This window comes from Methylomonas lenta, from assembly GCF_001644015.1.
Lineage (GTDB): Bacteria > Pseudomonadota > Gammaproteobacteria > Methylococcales > Methylomonadaceae > Methylomonas > Methylomonas lenta.
In genome coordinates this window covers 31918-53468 of the sequence record NZ_LUUI01000151.1, presented here as the reverse complement: position 1 = coordinate 53468, position 21551 = coordinate 31918, and the positions used below count along the sequence as shown (strand labels likewise).

17 protein-coding genes are annotated in these 21551 nt (G+C 46.7%); 8 read left to right on the top strand and 9 right to left on the bottom strand.

Translation table 11 applies throughout. The annotated features are described in order from the left end of the window. Nucleotides 1-95: 95 nt before the first annotated feature. The 4 genes from A1359_RS18900 to A1359_RS18885 all read right to left on the bottom strand — a co-directional run bounded on the left by A1359_RS18900 (nt 96) and on the right by A1359_RS18885 (nt 6155). Nucleotides 96-1601 carry a phenylacetate--CoA ligase family protein gene (locus A1359_RS18900; protein WP_066987032.1) on the bottom strand — a complete coding sequence of 502 codons (1506 nt, stop codon included), beginning with the start codon at nt 1599-1601 and terminating at the stop codon, nt 96-98. Between the two features lie 53 nt (nt 1602-1654). Further along, a complete protein-coding gene (locus A1359_RS18895) occupies nt 1655-2194 on the bottom strand; it encodes a peroxiredoxin (RefSeq protein WP_083960727.1) in 540 nt (179 codons plus the stop codon). A gap of 272 nt (nt 2195-2466) precedes the next feature. Continuing rightward, entirely contained in the window at nt 2467-5232 is a 2766-nt protein-coding gene (locus A1359_RS18890) for an EAL domain-containing protein (RefSeq protein WP_232322377.1), read from the bottom strand. Nucleotides 5233-5243: 11 nt separating this feature from the next. Continuing rightward, nucleotides 5244-6155, bottom strand: coding sequence for a phosphate/phosphite/phosphonate ABC transporter substrate-binding protein (locus A1359_RS18885; protein WP_066987027.1), 912 nt, complete (start codon nt 6153-6155; stop codon nt 5244-5246). A gap of 768 nt (nt 6156-6923) precedes the next feature. Between A1359_RS18885 and glnE the strand changes: the two genes are divergently transcribed. The 4 genes from glnE (at nt 6924) to A1359_RS18865 (ending at nt 13007) form a co-directional block, all read left to right on the top strand. Then, nucleotides 6924-9794 (top strand): bifunctional [glutamate--ammonia ligase]-adenylyl-L-tyrosine phosphorylase/[glutamate--ammonia-ligase] adenylyltransferase, encoded by a 2871-nt coding sequence (glnE, locus tag A1359_RS18880; protein ID WP_066987024.1) that lies wholly within the window; start codon nt 6924-6926, stop codon nt 9792-9794. Between the two features lie 112 nt (nt 9795-9906). After that, a complete protein-coding gene (locus A1359_RS18875; protein ID WP_066987021.1) occupies nt 9907-10329 on the top strand; it encodes a putative lipoprotein in 423 nt (140 codons plus the stop codon). 9 nt (nt 10330-10338) lie between these two features. Further along, nucleotides 10339-12186 carry a hypothetical protein gene (locus A1359_RS18870; protein ID WP_157200607.1) on the top strand — a complete coding sequence of 616 codons (1848 nt, stop codon included), beginning with the start codon at nt 10339-10341 and terminating at the stop codon, nt 12184-12186. Between the two features lie 38 nt (nt 12187-12224). Continuing rightward, nucleotides 12225-13007 (top strand): hypothetical protein, encoded by a 783-nt coding sequence (locus A1359_RS18865; RefSeq protein WP_066987015.1) that lies wholly within the window; start codon nt 12225-12227, stop codon nt 13005-13007. Nucleotides 13008-13027: 20 nt separating this feature from the next. On the opposite strand, the gene erpA is transcribed toward A1359_RS18865, so the two are convergent. Together erpA and A1359_RS18855 are read right to left on the bottom strand one after the other, a co-directional pair. Next, a complete protein-coding gene (erpA, locus tag A1359_RS18860; RefSeq protein ID WP_066987012.1) occupies nt 13028-13360 on the bottom strand; it encodes an iron-sulfur cluster insertion protein ErpA in 333 nt (110 codons plus the stop codon). Between the two features lie 177 nt (nt 13361-13537). Beyond that, a complete protein-coding gene (locus tag A1359_RS18855; protein ID WP_066987048.1) occupies nt 13538-14332 on the bottom strand; it encodes an RMD1 family protein in 795 nt (264 codons plus the stop codon). A 105-nt stretch (nt 14333-14437) separates the two neighbouring features. On the opposite strand from A1359_RS18855, the gene aroG reads away from it, so the two are divergent. From aroG to A1359_RS18835, 4 genes are read left to right on the top strand one after another with little or no spacing between them, the layout of a single operon-like run. After that, complete coding sequence (gene aroG / locus A1359_RS18850; RefSeq protein ID WP_066987009.1) at nt 14438-15517, top strand: 3-deoxy-7-phosphoheptulonate synthase AroG; 1080 nt, start codon at nt 14438-14440, stop codon at nt 15515-15517. Between the two features lie 3 nt (nt 15518-15520). After that, nucleotides 15521-16498 carry a sulfur carrier protein ThiS gene (thiS, locus tag A1359_RS18845; RefSeq protein ID WP_066987007.1) on the top strand — a complete coding sequence of 326 codons (978 nt, stop codon included), beginning with the start codon at nt 15521-15523 and terminating at the stop codon, nt 16496-16498. Nucleotides 16499-16544: 46 nt separating this feature from the next. After that, on the top strand, nt 16545-16745 hold the full coding sequence (locus A1359_RS18840; protein ID WP_066987004.1) for a (2Fe-2S)-binding protein: 201 nt from the start codon (nt 16545-16547) through the stop codon (nt 16743-16745). Between the two features lies 1 nt (nt 16746). After that, nucleotides 16747-17076, top strand: a complete 330-nt coding sequence (locus A1359_RS18835; RefSeq protein WP_066987002.1) for a hypothetical protein — start codon at nt 16747-16749, stop codon at nt 17074-17076. A 111-nt stretch (nt 17077-17187) separates the two neighbouring features. On the opposite strand, the gene A1359_RS18830 is transcribed toward A1359_RS18835, so the two are convergent. Genes A1359_RS18830 through gpmI form a run of 3 tightly spaced genes read right to left on the bottom strand, consistent with a single transcriptional unit; the run spans nt 17188 to nt 21392 of the window. Next, on the bottom strand, nt 17188-18549 hold the full coding sequence (locus A1359_RS18830; protein WP_066986999.1) for a S41 family peptidase: 1362 nt from the start codon (nt 18547-18549) through the stop codon (nt 17188-17190). A gap of 36 nt (nt 18550-18585) precedes the next feature. Beyond that, on the bottom strand, nt 18586-19851 hold the full coding sequence (locus tag A1359_RS18825) for a murein hydrolase activator EnvC family protein (protein ID WP_066986996.1): 1266 nt from the start codon (nt 19849-19851) through the stop codon (nt 18586-18588). Next, nucleotides 19851-21392 (bottom strand): 2,3-bisphosphoglycerate-independent phosphoglycerate mutase, encoded by a 1542-nt coding sequence (gpmI, locus tag A1359_RS18820; protein ID WP_066986993.1) that lies wholly within the window; start codon nt 21390-21392, stop codon nt 19851-19853. Before gpmI ends, A1359_RS18825 begins: the two co-directional genes overlap by 1 nt. Nucleotides 21393-21551: the final 159 nt, after the last annotated feature.

Below are 21551 nucleotides of genomic sequence, written 5' to 3'. Positions count from 1 at the left end.
GCGAATTTATTCGCACTGTACGGATAAATCCGCACCTACACAGGATTCTTGCATATGATATTCCATGCATATTCCTAACTGATTTCAAGCAGGATTTATCGCCGGGTATAGCGATGCTTAACCCCAACCGGAAAGTATTCCGGATCGGCAAAGCTATATAAAGTTACCGAAGGCAATTGCCGCTCAGCAGGGGTGTAATGGGTGAACTCGCTATTTAAGCGTAATAACTGATTCTTTATGGCGGTGGCAATTTTTGCCGGTAAAGCGGCATCCGGCTGAACTTTGGGTAATAACTCCACCGCAATATGCAGTTCTTTATCAGCCGTTTCAGTGTCCAAGACTTGCAAGACGAATTTTCCGCTAATTTGATGCTCAAAATCGGCTTGTTCCAAGGCCACCGTGACATTTTCCGGGTAAATATTGGCGCCATAATAAGACACGGTAAAATCAGCCCGACCAAATACATAGACAAACGGCAAATTTCGGGGCTGAAAGTCTGCGGGTAATCCTAAATCTGCCAGGGTTTGTAAGCCCTGCTTTCTGAGATAGGCCCACATATCGGCAAAACTTAGCACACCACCCTTATCGGCGATGTGATAGCGTAATAAGGGGACCGTATTTTCGGCGGAAACAACCAGGGTATTGTCATGCACCTCAAAAAAACGACTACAAGGATCGTATTGCACCAAGGTCGGCAAACGTGATTCAGAAAATAATTCACGGGCCGCGTCCGGATGCTTAGCCAGCCAACGGCGAATGGCGATAGTCAACGGTGTTTCGTTACCCAGTACACCGCCATCAGCGGTGCCATATAAAGAAGTCGAATCAAAACACATCGCCGTCGATCCGATGCGTTTCCCAAGCAAAGTCCGCCATTCCTCGCTAAAAACCTCACCGGCAAACACCAGTTTGGTATGGCAAGCCGCCCAATCGATACCTTCTGCGGCACCGGCGTCGATCACATCTTTGACAAAGGGCGGATAACCCAACAGCACGACCTGATCATAATGCGGCGACAGTTCTCGGACTACCCGAAAAATTTCGGCCTTATTATTACCCGGGGTGGCTACCATCAACGGATAACCCTTACGCGCCAAATGCCAACAGCACGAGGTGGTAAACAAGCCGCCTACCCAATTTCCCAAGGCAAAACAAACCACCGCCAAAGTGCTGCGCTGATCTGCGGCAAAACTGTCGACAAAGACCTGTTCAAACCGCACCGCCACATCCAATTCATACGCAGCTGAACGTGGCCAAAAAGTCGGTTGACCGGTTGAGCCCGATGATACCGCCACCCTGTCTGCACCCTGCAAACTGCCGCCAAGACAACGTTCCGGCAAAGGGTAGGCCTGCATATAATCGCCTTTGCCGGTCAACGGCAGGGATGCAAAGGTCTGAAAAGAGCTGATCATGGCGGGATTTATTTGCCGTAATTGCAGAAAGTGCTGATAAGCGGGCACTTGCTCAGCACAGCGCTTAAATAAAGCCAGCAGCTTTTGCTGTGGATCTAAAGCCGCATTCTCGACCAGCAGCTGATCCAGTGGGGTGGAAAAATAGTGATTGAAGTCATCGTCAGCTGTTGATTTAGTTGGCTTGATCATGAAAATCCCCTGGGAAGAGTCTAGGCTAATCGAGATTAAATCAGTTATCCAAGCTAGGGCTGCGCCTGCAATTTTATCAAGCTCTTGGCCACCCGGCCGGCATCCAGTGCAGGATCGACATCGTCATCGATCTGGCGAATCACCAGGTTGGGATCGATAATAAATGTCCAGCGTCTGGCAAAATTAAACACCGGAAATTTCACAGCATAAGCCTCGGTGACTTTGGCATCCGGATCGGACAACAAGCTAAAAGACAGTTTGTATTTTTCATGAAACGCTTGCAAATCATTCATGCTATCGGTGCTGATGCCATACACCTCGGCATTTTGCTGGCGGATGACATTAATGGCGTCGCGGAAAGCGCAAGCTTGCGTGGTGCAACCTGGCGTACCCGCCTTAGGAAAAAAATACAACACCGTCCAGCCCTTATGCAGACGATCTGCCAGGCTGACCTGACTACCATCCTGTGCTGTCAATTGAAACTGGGGAGCCGGTTGACCGACTTTTATTGTTTCGGCCTGTAATACAGGGGCAAAGAATAGCCAGATTGCAAAAAACAGCGTTGATTTGACAATAAGCGTAAGTCTAGGCATAAGCAACCTCGGCATTTTATAAATTAGATACCATCATACTACCTAATAAACTGCGAATTCGCCTCTGCTACAACATCTTAAAAAAATGCTGCTACAAGTTGTCTCATCAGCTTGGGTGGGCTAAATAAAGGCAGCGGATCATGCGCAAGTAAAGCGACGGGCGTTGTTTTAAACTGGTCTATGAGGCTAAAAGCCAAAATAACAAACTTAATTCAGCCGTAATTAGCTGTAAATATCCACCGGCAGCCCGGTTAAAACGCATAATTTGCCGTTCAGTGGCCAATATCATCAACAGCGTTTATGCCTAATCGCATTTCGAACTGCTCAAGTGACATAGGCTTGCCAAACAGATAGCCTTGAAAGTGTGTGCAGCCATTGTCCATCAGAAACTGTCTTTGTTCCTGGGTTTCCACGCCCTCGGCAATAACCGTCAGGTTTAGAGTTTGGGCCATTGCAATGATGGTGCGTACAATCGCTTGATCACTGGTGTCGATGGCAATATCACGCACAAATGATTGGTCGATCTTGAGTTGATGCAGTGGCAAACGCTTCAGGTATTGCAGAGATGAATAGCCGGTACCGAAGTCGTCCAATGAAAAACAAATCCCTATGGAATTCAATGCCGTCATTTTTGTAATGGTGTCTTCAACGTCGCTGAGTAACATGCTTTCAGTCAATTCCAGTTTTAGCCGACTAGGCTGAATAGCATGGGTTTGCACAATAGCCTTAACTTTGGTCACAAAGTCAGCTTGCTGAAATTGTTTGGCGCTGACATTGATGGAAAGAATCAGATGCTTGGTTGTTTCGTTTTCCTGCCATGCTTTGATCAAACGACAAGCCGTTTCAATCACCCATTCACCGATCGGTAGGATTAAACGCGTTTCTTCTGCCAGTGCAATAAAATCATTGGGCAGTAGCAAGCCACGTTTAGGATGTTGCCAGCGGAGCAATGCTTCGGCGCCGTTAATTTCTCCATATTGATCAACCTGCATCTGATAATAAAGACTGAACTGCTTGTCTGTAATCGCGTTTCGCAAATCAGACTCTAGCAAGACGCGTGCGGTGATATTTTCCTGCATTTTAGGATCAAAAAAGCAGATGCCGTTGCGGCCAGCTTTTTTGGCTTGATACATGGCGATGTCGGCTTGTTTCAACAGGTCTTCATGCGGCTGTGGCTTTTTGCCATTGAAAACCACTATGCCGATGCTAGGGGTGTTGTTATAGGGATGTTGGGCCAACTGATAGGGCTTATTCAGTGTCGTCAGGATTTTATTGGCAATAAACTCAGTCTTCTTGGCAGCTTCTATGGCATGCTCGCTTAATTCTTCGAGCATGATAACGAACTCATCGCCCCCCAAACGCGCAACAGTATCGCATTCTCGTACACAACCCTTGAGTCGCTCTGCAACCTGTTCAAGTAACAGGTCTCCTATAGCGTGACCCAAACTGTCATTTAAGACTTTAAAATTATCCAGATCCAGAAATAGCAAGGCTGCTGCTTTTCCAGTACGATTGCTCGAACTGATTGCCTGCTTGAGACGGTCTGAAAGTAGCCGACGATTGGGCAGGTTGGTCAGCGGATCGTAAAACGCCAAATTTCTGATCTCGATTTCTGCCGCTTTAATCTGGCTGATATCGGTGAAGGTGGCCACGTAATTGGTCACTAAGCCGTTGTTGTCTTTCACAGCAGTAATATTGAGATATTCGGGGTAAACCTCGCCATCTTTGCGTCGGTTCCATATTTCACCTTCCCACATGCCCTGATTATTAATGGATTCCCACATGGCAGCGTAAAAACTTGCATCGTGCTTGCCTGATTTGAGCAGGCTTGGATTCTTGCCTATGACCTCTTCCTGGCTGTAGCCGGTGATTCGTGTAAAAGCCGAATTTACCCGTAAGATCAATTCATTCGCATCCGAAATCAGCATGCACTGCTGCGAATCAAAGATAGTCGCCGCTATGCCAATTTCACGCTCTGCTTTTTTGCGATCGGTAATGTCTTCCACCATAGCAGTAAGATAATCCACCTCATGATTGAGCTTGCGAACACACCCCACCACCAATTTTGCGGGTACGACTTTGCCAGTTCGACTGATGAAGCGTTTTTCTATGCTATAGCTGTCAATTTCATTCGTTAGTAGCCGATTGAATTGCTCCGCGTCGGCTGCCAAATCTTCTGGATGGGTTAACTGCGCCCAGTTCATGCCGCGCAACTCTTGTTCCGAATACTCCAGCAGGTTGCACAAATAATCATTAATGCGCAGCCACCCTTTATTGGGCGAGATAATTGTCAAACCCAATAGATTTAAATCATAAAATGATCTGAGTTGTTGTTCCCGTTGATTTAAACTGTCCAACATGACGTTAAACTGTTTGGCCAGTTTAGCCGCTTCATCAGTACCGGACAGTTCCACCCGCAAATGAGATTCCCCGGCCTGCACTGCATCAGCCACTTTCTGGATGGCATACAGTCGACGTGTCAGAATACGGCTAGCCAGTACAACCAAAAATACACTCAAGCCGATCGCTATCAGTACATAAAACAAACCACTTTGCTTTATATTGACTAATTCGGCGATGAAAGGTTTGCGGTCCAAACCAAGCCGCACCCAGCCCACTTGTTTTTGGCCGAGCACAATGGGGCCGATGACATCTATCCTACTCGTGGTCCGTTGCAAAACTGGCGCGTCTATTCTTTCGGGCAGGTCGGTCAGATACAGCCCAATCTTGTCGGGATTGTTGTGCGCCAGCACTTGGCCGGTAAGGTCAAGCACCATAACGTAAGTCAGATTGGGGTAGCGCGAAGCGCCTTGGACGATTTCTTGCAAGCCACTAAAATCACGCGATAGAACCCATACAGCCGAAGAGGTGGCTAAACTGCTGGCAAGAGCTATGGACTGCTGGTCATTGTGTTCAATATCCCTAACTTCCTGGCGATGGACCATATCCCAGACGAATATAGACATCATTAGAGTGACTGTGAGCGTCACGCCTACGATTAACTGCTTGCGGAGGTTGCCAAACAGTAGCTTTTTCAATCTCCTTAACATTACTCAATTTCCACTGGACGTACTTTTTTCTCGAAGTGTGTGATGTAGTCCGATACTACAGCATAGCTGGCATCGTTAGCTGCGTGGAAACCGGTAGTCTCCATACCCAAAAGAATGGCTACGCCTTCCGGCGTCTGAGCCAGGTCGAGAAGTGATTTCCTGACTTGTTCGCGGACACTTTCAGACACATCATCCCGCGCCATCACCGAATTATTAATCAGTGGTGGGGTTTCCCAAATCAGCTTGAGCTGTGCGGCTTCTTGCGGGTGGTCTTTTTGAAACAAGCGCCAAGGTGGTAACCAAGTGGCGCCGGCAGCCGATTTACCCAGATAGACATTCATAATGGACGATTCTTGCGACCCAACGTAGACATTTTTAATGTCACGATTGATGTTGATGCCATGCGTGTACAGAAAATATTGCGGCATGATGGCAGCAGCCAGCGCAGTGGGTGACGGATAACTCACCACTTTGCCTTTGAGATCGCCAGGCTTCTCGATCTTACTATCCTGCCGAACGATAAAGATACCTTTGAAGTCTTCCGCATCACCCGCCATCGCAATCACATGATAGCCGACTTTCTGTGCTTGCAGAGTATGCCAAGGATTGGGCAGCAAAAAAGCCGGGCTGCGTTCGCGGAATTTCTGCTCGTAGGCTTGGTAATCACGCGAAGCTTCCAATTCCAGTTGTACGCCCTCTAATTGACTATTGAGATGATCAATCAGAGGCTGATAGGCCTCACTCAGTTTTTGTGGATTGTGCAGCGGGTGAACTGCAAAGCGATAGATCGGTACGGCAGTCTCTAACGGGGCGCTACTGTAATGTAGTGGCTTGTCCTCGGGATATTGTGGCTCACAGGCTGTCAACTGTAAAAAAATGCATAGACCCGCAAGGGTTACCAATATATTCATGTCATCTTGATATGGGGTATGCAAAGATTAAAATTATAAAAATATGATAGTAGTGATAAGCATAGATACTCAGCAATTTAAACTTAAGTAGAGTATACAGTTTTACGTCATTGCATTGATTGGTACTACAAAACTCAAATCATCGAGGTCTAGAACGAGTGGGCAGTATTGGATGCTGAATTATCATTTTTTCTAAATTGACCGGCGAACGATTGATCCCCCTGTCAAGCAACTTAATTAATACCGGAAGCGACGACGAGCACTGAATTCTGGGTGGATCGAATTCGGCGTATTTGTGTAGATTGTTTTTCATGGTGGATTTCAAGGATTGGTTTATTATCGGATTTATACCCAAAAATGCCCATGATTTTCGTGCGTGGAACCCAAAATTGCTCAAAACTAAGCTTACAGGTAGGCAATACACGACAGCATTGTTCAATAATAGAGTTTGTTCTGGCTAAATCCTTAGCAAAAACGAATATTAATTGCTGCTAGCGTTAAGTTTACAATGAATTTAACTGCCAACCGAGATTCAATTGAGCTTACACATCAATGGTCTGAGAGTGTTGAAAACGACTATCATCAAAATGCACACATTACGTGAAGTGGGGCTGCGCTTTTCTATGGATGATATTGCTATCGGTTTCAATGCGAGTATCGAAGCATCTGTTTCTAGAAAAGCTCTTTAACTTAGATTTGACTTGTAGGTAGGGTAAGCGACTGAGTTTAGGTATGATTAGCAGCTGACCTATTAACCGGATGATCTCTATGACGCTTCAGACTTTGCTAGCCAAACACTCCGTACATTTACCGGATGCCTTGCAAAGTCAGGCCCAGGCTTTTTCTGCGCAACTGGAAGACAAACTCAGTTCGGACGATTTAGAGATTTTTGCCAACGAGGTATTTAGCAATTCGATATTTAAAGTGTGTTGTTGCAGTCAATTTATCAGCGAAAGCTGGCTGCGCAACCCGGCGTTAATCACCGATCTAGTTCAGTCGGGCGATTTGTTTTCCACTAGTCGCCGAGAAAGTTATCTTGCCTTTTTACAAGACCATCCTGTCGATGCCGAAGCTAGCCTGGCTAAGCAATTACGATTATTTCGCCGTCGGGAAATGGTCCGTATCGCCTGGCGCGACTTGGCCGGTTGGTCGGATATGGATGAAACCCTGAGTGATTTGACTGCGCTGGCAGAAGCCTGTATTCAGGTCGCGTTGGACTTTTTTTATCAACAAGCCTGTAAGCGCTGGGGCGTGCCGACGTTGAGCGATGGTTCGGCGTTTAATATCGTTGTGCTGGGTATGGGGAAACTCGGCGCCTGGGAGTTGAATTATTCTTCTGACATCGACCTGATTTTTGCTTATGCCGAAGATGGTGTATTGAACGCGAAAAAAGAAATCAGTTATGGTGAATTTTTCACCCGTATTTGCCGGTCGCTGGTAAAAATGCTGGACGAAATCACCGTAGACGGTTTTGTATTTCGTACCGATGTACGTTTGCGTCCTTTTGGCGATAGTGGTCCGTTAATAATGACCTTTGACGGTATGGAGAATTATTATTTAACCCAAGCCAGGGAATGGGAACGCTATGCCATGATTAAAGCCCGCCAGGTAGCGGGCGATTATGTCACCGGCAAGCAACTTGCAGCGATGATCAAACCTTTTGTCTATCGCCGCTATTTGGATTATGGTGCTTTTGAGGAATTGCGTTCTTTAAAATTTCAGATTACGCAGGAGTTGAGGCGCAAAGACCGCATGGACAACGTCAAGTTGGGCCCCGGCGGCATCCGTGAGATAGAGTTTATCGGCCAGGCTTTCCAATTAATCCGTGGCGGCCAGGATCACGCCTTGCAGCAACGTGAAATTCAGGTGATTTTAGAGGTGTTGGATGAGCTAAAGCTGATGAGGCCGGACGATGTGGCAACCCTAAAGTTTGCCTACCGCTTTCTGCGTCGAGTAGAAAACCATATCCAGCAATATCAGGACAAACAAACGCACGACTTGCCCAAGCAAGCACTGGTGCAGCAAATTCTGGCCTATTCAATGGACTTTGAGGATTGGGATAGTTTTAAACAGGAACTGGATTTGGTGCGCACAAGCGTACATGCCATCTTCGACGTGGTGTTTTCGCTCAGCGAACAGGACAATCAAAAACAAGTGGCTCGCCTGATTTGGATAGGTGCAGACGAAGTCCAGTCGCTGGAAGCCTTGGTGGATTATGGCTTTGATGACCCACAAACGATTTACACCGCCATACAGGATTTCAAAATTTCTCATCCGGTTAAACGCATGACCAACAAAGGTGCCAGCGTATTAGACCGGCTGATACCGCTGTTGATCGAGCGTTTACCGAGTGTGGAAAACCGTGACGTTACTCTGCTGCGGATTCTGGATTTGTTTGAAGCCGTGGCAGGTCGCAATGTGTATTTATCCTTATTAGCCGAAAACCCGGATGCGCTGAACCAATTGATTACTTTGGCTGCTGCCAGCCCCTGGATTTGTGAATATCTGGCGCTGTATCCGATTTTGTTCGACGCCTTGCTGGATCCGCGGGCATTGTTTGAGCCACTGAAAAAAGCCGACTTAAGCCGGGATTTACAGCGTGAACTGCATAAAGTCGACAGCAGCGATAGCGAGCAGTTAATGATTAGCTTACGCCAGTTCAAGCATCAGAATGTCCTGCGAGTGGCCGCTGCCGACATCATGGGCGCGGTGCCGGTGATGATAGTTAGTGATTATTTAACCTGGATTGCCGAAGTGATATTGGAACAGTTGCTGGAGCGGGCCTGGTTAATGTTGACAGAAAAGCATGGCTGTCCGCCCGGTAAAGATCCGGCAAAAGCAGCTGGTTTTGGCATTATTGCCTTTGGTAAATTCGGCGGTATCGAATTGGGCTATGCCTCTGACCTTGATTTGGTATTTGTCTACGATTGCGCCGATGGTAACAGCGTGACCGATGGCGATAAACCTATCAACAGTGGTCAGTTTTATCTGCGCTTGGCGCAAAAAATTAGACATATACTCGACACCAAAATGCTCTCCGGTGTGTTGTATGAATGCGATTTACGTTTACGCCCGAATGGCGATTCTGGTTTGTTGGTGACGCATATTCATCATTACGAGGATTATCTGCGCGAGCAAGCCTGGACTTGGGAGCATCAGGCTCTGGTCCGTGGTCGTTTCATTACCGGTGATGAGTCATTAAAAACCGAATACGAAGCTATCCGTAGCCGTATTTTAGCCATGCCGCGCGATATCGTTGACTTGAAGCAACAAGTGCGGGAAATGCGGGAAAAAATGCGGGAACACCTGGATAGCCAGGATAAAAATGTCTTCGATTTAAAACAAAGCAAAGGCGGTATTGCCGATATCGAATTTATGGTTCAGTTTGGTGTATTAGCCGAAACCGCCAATAATCTCCGTTTAGCGACTTACACCGACAATGTCAGGCTTTTGGATGGTCTGGCAGAACATGGTTTTATCAACGCAAGTGATGCTGTCCTACTAAAAAAAGCTTATTGCAGTTATCGCGATTACGGTCATCATCAGGTATTGCAGGGCGAAAGCGCCACTGCCAGTGATGATGAATTTAGTGAATTGCGCACTCAGGTGGATAGAATCTGGCAAGCGCTGATGGAATGAATAAATGGCAGAGGGCAGGGCCGTAATCATGTTACGGAGGCTCTCGCCCAGAAAAATATTTTTTTATAGCATCATCAACTACAATCCAACTTTTCGTTACTCAGGAGTTCCAATGTCTGGTTTAAAATCTAGCGCCAAAATCGTTGCCCCCTTGTGTTTTTTAGTGGTATTAAATGCCTGTTCTTTTTCGTATAGTTCTGAAAGTTCCTCTGATATAGCCTCTTCCCCATCGTCAATATCCTCATCCGGCAGTTCTCAAAAATACGAGTCCGATGTAGCTGATTACACTTACGCTTATTTAAAATCTTCCTCCACCCCAACCGACTACGCCAGTTTTCAAAAAGGCTTGGCTGATATCGCAGAAAAACGCGGTATCAGTGATTGGGAATCGGACCCGCATACTTACCAAGGTATTGGTAAAGCCTTAAAAAAAGCCAATATCTCTGGTGTCGGTTACGACACATTTAAACAGAATTTTGCCAACGGCAATCCCGATAATATGAAAGCTATCCAGGATGGTTACGATAGTAACTAGTCGCTGAACTTGAGACTTTCTGCAGGATTGTTAGCACTGGCATTGGGTTTTACCAGCGCCAGCGCTGACACATTTAAATTTCTCTACATCGAAGCCAACGAAGGCACGGCCAGCGGCGGCCATACTGCGCTGCAATTTGATGATGAGGTTTATCATTACCAATATACTGGCGGCCTGACCCGTTTGGCGAAAGAATATAGCGCAGACTTTCGGTTCGACTATCGTTATCTGCAAAATCGCACGATACACGTTGCAGATATTGAGGCCTCCAAGCAAACCCTGGATTTACTGCAAGACCATTTCAAGCGCCAATACTGGGATCAGGACAGACAGTTCAAACGTTTGCAAGCTTTGAAAAATGATCGCTTATTGCTGGAATGGCTGTTAAATCAAGCTGACAGTCTGCATCCGGTTGCTGCCGATCCTGCCTTACAACTGCCCGCTGCCGGGTTGTTTTATAGCGCCAGCGATTTTGCCGATGTAAAAAAACCTGCGGGAAATTGCCGAACCCATGCTGCCGCTGGCGCTATCTTGGCCGTCTTGCAGCAACAGTTACTCCAACAATATGGCGCTGATTTTTTACAGCATCGATCGCTGACGCTGGAACAGGCCATCCTGAAGTTGCCGGCACCGACAAGCGATGAAAGTCGTTTGCCGAGTCATTATTCATTTTCCCAGCACTATAGCGATTTATTGACAGGGCTTTTGGCTGTGCGTGTGTTGCAAGAAACCAGGCCGCTAACCGTCGACGCCTGCCAAGTTCTTGTTGATCCGCAATGGCAGCTGGATGACGACAAGAAACAGGCTTTAAAAACATTTCAGCAGCACCTGTTGAAAACGGCGCAAGCGCTGCTTTCATCAAAGCGGCCGGATTGGGGGCAGGCATTACTGGTTACCCTGGCCCGTTTGATCGTGGTTGAGCAAAGCCTGCAATCGGGGCTATGGGTGTTTTTAAATGACTTCAACCCCGATGCCGATGTCATTTCTACGGCAACCTATAGCCGTCAAGCCGATGAAATGCGGATACAACGCCAGGCGGCCGAACAGAGCTGGCGCCAGAATTGGCAAACCTTAATAACCAGTAAAGCGTTGAATGATCTTAGCTATGTCGACTTGGAACTGACTGCCAACCGTTATCACGAATGGCAAGCCAGTCAGACTAGCAATAGCTTGCGCTATCACGGCCAACAACTCATGCCGGTCAAGTCGTTAGACTTACCGCATTGGATAGTTCCCGATTTATCCAAAGCGCAATTAGTAGTCGCTTTACAGGCCATGCAAAATACGATTCCGCTTCAAGCCGCCGTATTAGAAGAAGATTACGCTTACGATCTGTTTAGCCGAAATTGCGCGACAGAAATTTTTCGCAATATCAATCTGGCTTTAGCGAATGAAACTGAGCAACGCTTGGGTGGTCGCATTGATCCAGACATCAGCTTTGTCCCTTTCGTGGCCTTTGAAAGCGTACAAAATCATTATGCCGTTAGCGATACTCAAGTGCTGCTCTCGTTTCGGCAACAGGCTCTGCTTAATCAGTATCAGCACGCATTCATACCTTGGATGTATGCTCGGGAATCGAATGTCTTCAGTGCCGAGCTGTATAGCTACAACCCTGATGACGCGGCGTTTATGTTTTTTACCGACGATGGGGTTTTGCTGCGCCCCTTGTTCGGTGCCTTCAACACGCTAACCGGTATCGGTCAAAGTCTGCTGGGACTGATCAGGCTACCTATTGATGATGGCATAACCTTATCTAAGGGTACTCGAGGGTTGATGATGAGTCTGCCAGAACTGGCGTTTATCAATATACGCAAAGGTAGTTATAAGTTTGCCCATCAGGCTATCGGCGATCAATGAACTTGCAGCCATGAAAGCCAGGGGTTGAATGTGTTTGTATGACAGTATTCAAAATCATCCGTATCATGGGTTTGTTGGTAATATTTGTCGGTTTGGCTTTTTATGCTCAACAGCAAAAACTCAAATCCAGGTCCTGGACTGAGCCTTTACAAATCGTGATTTATCCTATCAATGCCGATCAGCAAAACCCGCTGGTTGATGTCTACATCAATGAGCTGGATGATGGCGTTTTTGCTGCAATAGATGATTTTATGCAGCAGCAAGCTCAGCGCTACTCACTTATCAGCGAACGACCGACAGTCACTAAACTAGGTCAAGTTTTAACAGTACAGCCGCCACCAGCACCATTACCTAGTGCAGGCTATGCTGCAATTATCTGGTGGGGTCTGCAATTTCGTTATTGGGTTTACCAGCACACACCGGATTCGGCCTCCAACATCCGCCGAGTGCGGGTGTTTGTGCTCTACCATGAAGCCGGCAAAGGCAAACGTTTACAGCATTCTTTAGGGCTGGATAAAGGTTTGGTTGCTGTAGTACATGCGTTTGCTGCTATCGAACAGGATCAGCAAAACAATATTGTTATTGCTCACGAGTTTTTGCATACCGTGGGTGCAAGTGATAAATACGCTGCTGACAATAGTGCTATTTTTCCGGATGGTTTTGCCAATCCCGAGCAAACGCCGCTGTATCCGCAAACCCAAGCAGAAATCATGGTGGGTAGGATTCCGTTATCAGAAACCCAAATGCGGATGGCTAATAGTTTGCAAGAATGCGTGATCAGCGAGCAAACCGCGCGTGAAATCAATTGGCTGAAAAACTGATCACCTTAGAACGCTGATCTTTAAGCTGAAAAAGACGATCCGCAACCACAGGTTGTTGTCGCATTAGGATTACGAATCACAAACTGAGCTCCGGTTACATCTTCTTTATAATCGATTTCGGCACCGTTTAAATACTGCACGCTCATGGAATCGATCAATACAGTGACGCCGCCATTTTCAATTTGCGTGTCGTCATCGTTAACTTCTTCATCAAAGGTAAAGCCATATTGAAACCCGGAACAACCGCCGCCGGTGATATAAACCCGTAACTTGAGATTGTCGTTACCCTCTTCCTGAATTAAACCTGCAACTTTGCTTGCAGCGCTATCGGAAAAAATAATAGGATCGGCCATAGTAACCTCTGTAACTGATTGATAAAAAATGATTATGCTTTTACCTAGTATTTTAATCAAGATTTATTGTCTTGGCTATGACTAACGATGGGTATTTTAATTTCGTATGTTCAAAAAATCGCCTATGTGTTGTTGGACTAGCTTATGGTTTGATGGCCTTAGTTCTACGCTAAAGTCTTACAATAACTTATCCAGCAAAGACATCACAATCTCCACAGCAATTAGCCAGATGATGATCCATTCCAGCGCAGAGGAATGTTGATGTTTTTGTTCGTCGGCCAGCATTTCCAACAGTTCATGAATAGTTTCCAGTTTCTTGGATAATACGTCCGTACGCTGGCGAATTTCCAGGTAATTGGCGGCCATGGAATAAATATGTTGGTACTCGGGGTGCTCCCAGAAAAACTCCGGGGTATCCAGCAAATCGTAATTCAGGATGATGTCGCTTTTGGTGAGAAACAACTGGCCGCGAATCTTGGCCATTGCCTTGCGATTCAGCTTGATAATGCCTTCACGTGCTAGTGCTTGCGGCAGATAATGGGTGGCGCGAATGGTATCAATAGCTTGACCTTCAAAGGCTGCCAGTTTGATCGATTGCGCCATGGCATGTGATAAAGCTAACAGCACTTTAAAGTCGTCGGATTGTAATTCGATATGATCATGCTGAAATCTGTCCTGCGGGCAGCCAACTTCGTAACTGAAATTATCTTCCTGAGGTTCTGCATCCGGTTTACTGGCGTATTCGAGCAATATTTCACGCAAATTATGTCTGTCATCCAGGCTGACATTCCAATGTGCCACCACGCCGTAGGAAAATATCACCGAGCAACCGGTCTTAAAGTCCACGATTAATGCATTTCTAAATACCTGTGCACGGGTGGTGTCGAGTAGTTTGTCCCGCAGTTTTGTATACTGAAACGATTCTGCCAGACACACTGTTAGACAGTGTTTGATAGGTCTGTTGTTTATCATGTTCATGTTTCGTGATGTTGGCTTTGCGATTAGTTTGTAACACCGGGTCGGCAAAATGGTTAAAATAGATGTTTTCGCTTATCTAAAAGCTTAGTGCTCAGTGTCATGCAAACTAACTATAACACCGATGATTTAAGAATTTGTGAAACCAAGGAAGTGGTACCGCCGATTCGGGTTCATGAAGAAATCCCAATGACCCAGGCTGCTGCCGATACCATATTGTGCACTCGGACAGCCATTCACAATATTCTGACAGGCAAAGACGATCGCTTGCTGGTTATTATTGGCCCTTGTTCGATTCACGACCCGAAAGCCGCCGTCGAGTATGCCGGCAAATTAAAAACCATGATTGATCAGTTGCAAGATGATTTGGTCATTGTGATGCGCGTGTATTTTGAGAAGCCCCGAACCACTGTCGGTTGGAAAGGGCTGATTAACGATCCTGATTTGAATGCCAGTTTTAATATCAATAAGGGCTTACACATGGCCCGGCAATTATTGTTGGATGTCAATAATTTGGGTGTGCCAGCAGCCACTGAATATCTGGATTTGATTACGCCGCAATATGTATCCGACCTGATTTCCTGGGGGGCTATTGGCGCCCGAACCACCGAGAGCCAGGTTCATCGTGAGCTGGCTTCTGGTTTGTCCTGCCCAGTCGGTTTTAAAAATGCCACCGACGGTGGGATCAAAATTGCCATCGATGCCATTAATGCGGCCATGAGTCCGCATCACTTTTTATCGATGACCAAAGAGGGCCGTTCGGCAATTTTCTCCACGCGTGGCAACGAAGATGCGCATATCATTTTGCGCGGTGGTAACGACAGACCTAATTACGATGAAGTGAGTGTCGAGCAAGTGGCGGAGGGGTTACAAAAAGCTGGTTTGCGCCCTAATATCATGGTCGACTTTAGTCATGCCAACAGTCTGAAAAAATACGAAAGACAAATGCTGGTGTCGCAGGATGTGGCTGGACAAATCGGGCAGGGTGATGATCGTATCATCGGTACTATGGTGGAAAGTCATCTGGTTGCAGGTAGGCAGGATATACAAGATGACCAGCCACTAGTTTATGGCCAAAGCATCACCGATGCTTGCCTGGGCTGGGATGACAGTGTCAAATTATTACTTGAACTGGCCAACGCCGTAAAACGACGTCGTGCCGTAACACAAGGCAAGGTTTAAAATATGAAAATACAGGTTAATGGAGATAATCGAGAATATAGCGACAATTGCACCGTCGCTGATGTGATAGCCGATTTGGGTTTGACCGGCAAACGGATTGCGGTGGAATTGAACAAGGAAATCCTACCATTTACCCAGCATGCCACCCAGCCGATACAAGATGGCGACAGACTGGAAATTGTGCAAGCCATTGGTGGTGGGCAGGACGATTATTTCACCCTGGCGGGCAAACATTATCGTTCGCGATTGTTGGTCGGCAGCGGCAAATACAAAGATCTGGAAGAAACCCGCCTGGCCACCGAGGCCAGCGGCGCAGAAATTATTACGGTAGCGATACGTCGCACCAATATTGGTCAAAATCCAGGCGAACCCAATTTGCTGGACGTGATTTCACCGGATAAATACACCATCTTGCCAAATACCGCCGGTTGTTACACTGCTGAAGATGCCGTGCGCACCTGTCGCTTGGCGCGCGAACTGCTGGGCGGACACAAGCTGGTTAAACTGGAAGTATTGGCGGATCAGCTGACCTTGTTTCCGGATGTATCCGAAACTTACGTCGCTGCCGAAATATTGGTGAAAGACGGTTTCGATGTCATGGTCTATACCAACGACGACCCAATTGCGGCCAAGCGCTTGGAAGAAATCGGCTGTATAGCGGTGATGCCACTGGCTGCCCCGATTGGCTCAGGCTTAGGGATTCGTAATCCATACAATATTTTGACCATCGTTGAAAATGCCCGCGTGCCAATTTTGGTCGATGCCGGCGTTGGCACCGCATCTGATGCGGCGATGGCGATGGAATTGGGTTGTGACGGCGTGTTGATGAACACTGCGATTGCGGCTGCCAAAAATCCGGTATTGATGGCGTCAGCGATGAAAAAAGGCATCGAAGCCGGTCGCGAAGCATTTCTAGCCGGCCGTATGCCGCGCAAGCGATTTGCTTCGGCCTCTTCGCCGATTGATGGGTTGTTTTTGTAGAAGATTTTTTAAAACAGCTTGATGTTTTAGGGGGTAGGTTTTTCCTATGATTGATGAACTGAAAAACAATGTAATTTGTGGCTGCAGTGGTACTACTGTCGGCCAGATTCAAGCACTGATCAGCGAAGGGGTCGTCGATATGGACAGAATATCTCGCATTACCGGAGCCGCCTCCGGCTGTGGAGGCTGTGAGTTTGATTTGCAAGAATTGCTGGACAGCCAAAAATTATTGGTATTGGAGTCCTGAAATGGGTTGCTGCGACGATCCTACCGAACCCAAAAAAATGGATAGGCGGGATGTAATTCGGCTGCAAGAGCAATATGGCAATTTGGTGCGGGACCTACTTACCGAAGATCCGGAAAAAGTCATACTCAAGCTACTAAATAATGCCAATAACTATCTTACAGAATTGGCAGCTTTATCCGCATACCACGCTGCAGTCCGATTTAAAGCGATTGATCTTTTGGAACAGACTAGCCAGTCCGTATTGCAGCAGATCATACAAAAAGAACCTGATTCGGAATTTGGCATAGCAGCCAAAACCAGGCTGGAACATATTATTGCGCGAGACAAATAGATCTGATTTTGTCAGATTTATCCAGCGTTAACTCGATAACTACTCATCCATGCTTGGCATAAAAAAACCGGCTAACCTAATGGTCAGCCGGTTTTTTATTGTGCTTTAAGCTTATCTACTTTTCATAATGCTAACACCTTTGAGCAGATTTAAAGCCTCATGCAGCGGATAATCGCGCACATCGGTCTCTGCTTTGCTTGGATCTGCGTCTTTATCCTCGGTATCTTTTTCATCAGACTGATCTTCATCCGCCGATTTGCTATCCGTTTTGTTGCCATTGGTTAAATGGCCAGACAAGTCAGCTTCTTTGATCGATTCGAATTTGGATTTATCCAGTGTTTCCAGCTTCACTCGCGCCAGCGTTACATCAGGCTCAATACCTTCCGCTTGAATCGAACGGCCGGACGGCGTGTAATATCGTGCAGTGGTCAGTTTAACGGCGCCGCCATTGCTGGTGGGGAGTATGGTTTGCACCGAGCCTTTACCAAAGGATTTTTCACCCATGATAATGGCGCGTTTGTGATCCTGTAAAGCGCCCGCCACAATTTCAGAAGCTGAAGCCGAGCCGCCATTGATCAACACTACAATCGGAGCACCATTTAAAACATCATCTGCGGTAGCGTTAAAGCGCATTTCAGAGTTTTTGATCCGACCTTCGGTGTAAACGATCAAGCCGGATTCGATAAATGCATCGCTTACGTCTACCGCTGCATTCAGTACGCCGCCGGGATTATTACGCAAATCCAGCACGATACCTTTTAAAGGTGTTTCGTTTTCTTTTTTCAAATTATCGATAGCCTCAATCAAGCCCTCGCCGGTGCCGGACTGGAAGCTGCTTATACGCAGATAACCGTAGTCTTTTTCCAATAGGCGACTTTTGACGCTTTTGACTTTAATAATGTCGCGGGTTATTTCAAATTTTAGCGGGGCTTCCTCGCCTTCACGAATCACGGTCAATACGATTTGGCTGCCGGGTTCGCCACGCATCAGTTTGACGGCTTCTCCAAGTGTCATGCCTTTGACGGGTCTTTCATCGAGACGCACAATCAAATCGCCCGCTTTAATGCCGGCTTTTTGTGCAGGGGTGTCGTCAATGGGAGAAACAACTTTGACAAAGCCGTTTTCCATGCCGACTTCGATGCCTAAGCCGCCGAATTGTCCTGTAGTACCTTCCTGCAATTCTTTATATTCTTCATCCGCCAAGTAAGCAGAATGCGGATCCAAACCTGTCAGCATGCCGCGAATTGCATCTTCCAGCAGTTTTTTGTCCGAGACGGGTTCGACATAATCTTGTTTGATGCGGCCGAAAATTTCCGTGAATGTCCGCAATTCGTCAAATGGCAACGATTGCATATCGTCTGATTGCAAAGAAACGGGTGATTCTTTTTCCGCCAGCACACTGGTACAGACACTGACCATGGCGCCGAGCATGAATCCGACTAATAAAATTAAAATATTTGTTTTTTTCCGCATGTGTTTTAAAACTCCAACAACCTGTTTCCTAAAAAATCAACCCTTTCCTGGCTTTCGACACCATTTTTCCGGATTAACGGCCTTTCCTTTCTTACGTATGCCAAAATAAAGCGCGGCACGCGAACGTCCCCCGCTTCGTCCTACCGAGGCCAAAGTCTCGCCAGCTCTAACATATTCACCGAGACTTTTATGTAAGCTTTGATTAAAAGCATATAAGCTCATAAAGCCTTTGCCATGATCAACAATGATCATTAAGCCATATCCTCGCAGCCAATCAGCATAAACGACTCGCCCCGTAGCCACAGCATGAATGGCGGCGCCTTCCCGTGCGGCGATAACCGTACCATCCCAAGTCGTTTCAAACCGCCGACTACCAAAGCGTTCCACTATCGCGCCCTGCACAGGCCAAGGCAATTTACCTTGTAATGCGGCAAATGCTATGCCTGTCTGAATCTCTTTTTTTGGCGCTGCTATGGTTTTTGGTCGCTCAATCGATTTAGGCTGAACTTCTGGCCTCGGCTGCTTGACAGCTGCAGCAGGAGGCGATTTTTCAACGATCGGTTCTGGCGGGGGCAATTGCTCGGCATTATCATCAGTTTTTTGTAATGATGCCAGCAAGGCTTCTAATTTTTTTTCATCATGTATCAGATTGGTCAATTCCTGCTGCTTTAAAGCGTAGTTATGATCTATCTGAGTTAACAGCTTTTCGCGCTGATCTTTTAGTGCTTGTAATTCATCAGTTTCCTGCTGTTTCTTTTCCAGCGATACTTGCAACAATTGGTTTTCCGTATCTTTTTGAGATTCCAATTGTTTTAAAGCTAACATGTCATCCTGAATGGCATTCAGCTTCTCTACCCGCGCTTTACTAATGTAATTGTAGTACGCCAGCATTCGCCCCGATAATGCTGCGTCTTTCTGGTTTAACAGTACATCCAGTCCTTGTTTGTCACCCATGGCGTGCGCCGATTTAATCAAACCTTCCAGGCCGCGACGTTGTGTTTGAATGTCTTTTTGCGTGGTGGTGATTTTATTCCTAACATCCTGTAAGGTATTTTCTTGTTGCTGAATTTCAGCTTTCAGGCTGTTCAGAGTGTTAATCTGATCGCCGTACTGCTTCTCAAGTTTTCTTAATTGCTCTAGCTGAGCTGACTTTTCCAATGCCAGCTTTTTAACAGCAGCGTCAACTCGCTGTCTTTCGGCATGCACCTCAGCCAATTCATGCGTTTTTTCGGCATCAGTCTCAGCCCATGGGGCTGGACTGATGCCTACACACAAAAGCCAAACAGAAAAGCGGTGTTTCATTACTGTCCGATCAAAGAGCGACCTGTCATTTCCACCGGTTGTTGTACGCCTAATATTGCCAGCATGGTGGGTGCCAAATCGGCCAGACTGCCGCCTTCCAATAATGGCTTACTGCCACCGACATGAACTAATGGTACTAAGTTCATGGTGTGTGCGGTATGTGGCTGACCGGTTTCCTCGTCCAGCATTTGCTCGATATTGCCATGATCGGCAGTTAATAGCATCTGTCCACCTACTTTGTTAAGAGCAGTGACGATTTCTCCCAGGCAGCTGTCTACGGTTTCCACTGCTTTAATAGCAGCATCCAGTTTTCCAGTATGCCCAACCATATCGCAATTGGCGTAATTGCAGATAATCACATCGTACTTTCCGCCCGTGATGGCGCTAACCAAATGCTCAGTGACTTCCGGCGCACTCATTTCCGGCTGCATGTCATAGGTTTTAACTTTTGGTGAGGGTACCAAAATACGGTCTTCGCCTTCGAAAGGCGCATCTCGTCCGCCGCTGAGGAAGAAAGTTACATGGGCATATTTTTCGGTTTCTGCCAGTCGCAATTGTTTCAAGCCCAGATTTGATAATACTTCGCCTATGCTGTTTTTTACATCAATAGAGGGGTAGGCGACAGGGTAATCGAAATCCTGATGGTATTCGGTTAATGTTGCGTAACAGCCTTGCAGTGGCTCGCAGCCACGTTCAAATTTATCGAAATCCGGATTGGTGATGGCCTGTGATATTTCTCTTGCCCGGTCGGCGCGAAAATTCATAAACACTATCGAATCGTCTTTGTCGAGAACAGCGGCTTGACCATTTGCATCTAAAATGGCAGTTGGGGTGACAAACTCATCATTTTCATCTCGCAGATACGCTGTGGCCAAAGCTTCTTGCGCCGATTGCGTCGTGTATTGCGCTTCGCCTTTAGCAATTAAATTATAAGCAACCTGAACGCGCTCCCAGCGGTTATCTCTATCCATGGCGTAAAAACGTCCGCTCACCGAGGCGATACGACCTGTTCCCAGTTTTTTAAAAGTGTCCTCGGCTAACTTGAGCGACGCTTCAGCACTTCTGGGTGGTACGTCCCGGCCGTCTAAAAAGGCATGTAAGTAAATTTTTTTCAACCCGCGTTTTGCTGCCAATTCGATCATAGCCATGATCTGTTTTTCGTGGCTGTGTACGCCGCCAGGAGACAATAAACCCATGATGTGCAGCGCTTTGTCTTTTTGAATCGCTTCATCTACCGCACGACAAAGTGCCGGATTATTAAAAAACGCGCCGGTTTCAATTTCATGGCTGACCCGGGTTAATTCTTGACGCAATAATCGCCCCCCACCAATATGTAGATGGCCTACCTCGGAATTTCCCATTTGATCGCCGGGTAATCCCACCACATCGCCTGCACAGTCAAGCGCTGTCATCGGATAGTCAAGTTGCAACTTATCCCAACAGGGCGTCGATGCTAATGCGATAGCATTGTTATCGCGCTCTGCTCTAAGGCCAAAGCCATCTAATATCAGCAATACCAAAGGTTTCGGTCGATTAGCCATAGTTTTAAACTCCAAAGGTTTTGTAAATTTTTGGGTTGTCGTCACTTTTGTTGTATAGACAAGTTAAACTCATCAAATATTGACCCAATCAGGGTCAGCTATTGAACATTAAGGCTCACTCTGTTAGATTTGCTGACCTTTTGTGGCGACTCAAGCGAT

Excerpts from the sequence above, each read along its gene's own strand:
- A1359_RS18900 (WP_066987032.1), bottom strand. The coding sequence starts at position 1,601 with ATGATCAAGCCAACTAAATCAACAGCTGACGATGACTTCAATCACTAT.
- A1359_RS18895 (WP_083960727.1), bottom strand. The coding sequence starts at position 2,194 with ATGCCTAGACTTACGCTTATTGTCAAATCAACGCTGTTTTTTGCAATC.
- A1359_RS18885 (WP_066987027.1), bottom strand. The coding sequence starts at position 6,155 with ATGAATATATTGGTAACCCTTGCGGGTCTATGCATTTTTTTACAGTTG.
- glnE (WP_066987024.1), top strand. The coding sequence starts at position 6,924 with ATGACGCTTCAGACTTTGCTAGCCAAACACTCCGTACATTTACCGGAT.
- A1359_RS18875 (WP_066987021.1), top strand. The coding sequence starts at position 9,907 with ATGTCTGGTTTAAAATCTAGCGCCAAAATCGTTGCCCCCTTGTGTTTT.
- A1359_RS18865 (WP_066987015.1), top strand. The coding sequence starts at position 12,225 with ATGACAGTATTCAAAATCATCCGTATCATGGGTTTGTTGGTAATATTT.
- erpA (WP_066987012.1), bottom strand. The coding sequence starts at position 13,360 with ATGGCCGATCCTATTATTTTTTCCGATAGCGCTGCAAGCAAAGTTGCA.
- A1359_RS18855 (WP_066987048.1), bottom strand. The coding sequence starts at position 14,332 with ATGATAAACAACAGACCTATCAAACACTGTCTAACAGTGTGTCTGGCA.
- aroG (WP_066987009.1), top strand. The coding sequence starts at position 14,438 with ATGCAAACTAACTATAACACCGATGATTTAAGAATTTGTGAAACCAAG.
- thiS (WP_066987007.1), top strand. The coding sequence starts at position 15,521 with ATGAAAATACAGGTTAATGGAGATAATCGAGAATATAGCGACAATTGC.
- A1359_RS18840 (WP_066987004.1), top strand. The coding sequence starts at position 16,545 with ATGATTGATGAACTGAAAAACAATGTAATTTGTGGCTGCAGTGGTACT.
- A1359_RS18835 (WP_066987002.1), top strand. The coding sequence starts at position 16,747 with ATGGGTTGCTGCGACGATCCTACCGAACCCAAAAAAATGGATAGGCGG.
- A1359_RS18830 (WP_066986999.1), bottom strand. The coding sequence starts at position 18,549 with ATGCGGAAAAAAACAAATATTTTAATTTTATTAGTCGGATTCATGCTC.
- A1359_RS18825 (WP_066986996.1), bottom strand. The coding sequence starts at position 19,851 with ATGAAACACCGCTTTTCTGTTTGGCTTTTGTGTGTAGGCATCAGTCCA.
- gpmI (WP_066986993.1), bottom strand. The coding sequence starts at position 21,392 with ATGGCTAATCGACCGAAACCTTTGGTATTGCTGATATTAGATGGCTTT.